At 63.3% G+C, this 853-nt stretch carries 1 protein-coding gene and 1 pseudogene; one reads left to right on the top strand and one right to left on the bottom strand.

What is annotated here, in order from left to right; genetic code table 11:
• Positions 1-381, top strand: a pseudogene (locus tag V7D81_RS14480) (hypothetical protein); the annotation flags it as partial.
• 2 nt (positions 382-383) lie between these two features.
• On the opposite strand, the gene V7D81_RS14475 reads toward V7D81_RS14480, so the two are convergent.
• Positions 384-853: Uma2 family endonuclease (locus V7D81_RS14475; RefSeq protein WP_324317452.1), on the bottom strand; the 470-nt coding region annotated here is incomplete at its 5' end.

Below are 853 nucleotides of genomic sequence, written 5' to 3'. Positions count from 1 at the left end.
GCCGGCCTGTTCTCGCGCACGACGCTGGCGCGCCGGATCGCCGGCTTCATCGATTCGAAGATCCTGATCAACGTGCCGGGCTACGGACTGTTTCGCAGCATGGCCGGCGGCAGCGCGGGCATCGAGGGTTTCGCCGAACAGCCGGTGCTGGTGAGCATCGAGGAGGATGCCTGGCAGGTCGCGTTCGTCGTCGACCGCGTCGGCGACAGTCGCGTGGCGATCTATGTTCCCGGTGTGCCGGACGCGCGCTCCGGATCGCTGTACTTCATCGCGTCAGACCGGGTGAAGCCGCTCGCGATCAAGGCGTCCGCCGCATTCCAGTTGCTGCGTCGGATGGGAGTGGGTTCGAACGAGCTGCTGAAAGGCGCTTTGAACCGATAGGTTCAGAATTCGAAGAGGCCGGTGAGGTCGACGGCGATGCCTGGCAGTGCCGTGACTTGAATTCGTCCTGGCGCGTCGATGCGGGTGACATCCCGGTAATGGTTGTTCGAGGGGTGTCGGAACACATGCAGCGCTGGAGTCACCAGATCCACGAGCCACACTTCGGCGATGCCATGGCGCGCGTAAAGCGCCACCTTGGTATCGCGATCGAAGCGGAGCGTGCTGTCGCTGACCTCGATCAGCAGCAGGACATCGCGGGGCGTTGGATGCGCGTTGGCGTAGGAGCGGGGTTTCAGCAATACAAGATCGGGCTGCGGTTCGGAGCGGGAATCCAGTCGCACGGGGCGCTGGACGCCGACCGTGGCTACTTCGCCCGTGGCAGCGTGAAGACGTTTCCCAAGACGGTCCACGACTTCAGCATGTCGACTTCCTATCGGCGCCATATCGATGATCTCTCCCTCGATCAGTTCGA

Origin of the sequence: Povalibacter sp. (genome assembly GCF_036735925.1) — a bacterium.
GTDB lineage: Bacteria > Pseudomonadota > Gammaproteobacteria > Steroidobacterales > Steroidobacteraceae > Steroidobacter.
The sequence above is the reverse complement of the archived record's forward strand: the minus strand, read 5'-3'. Positions and strand labels throughout refer to the sequence as shown.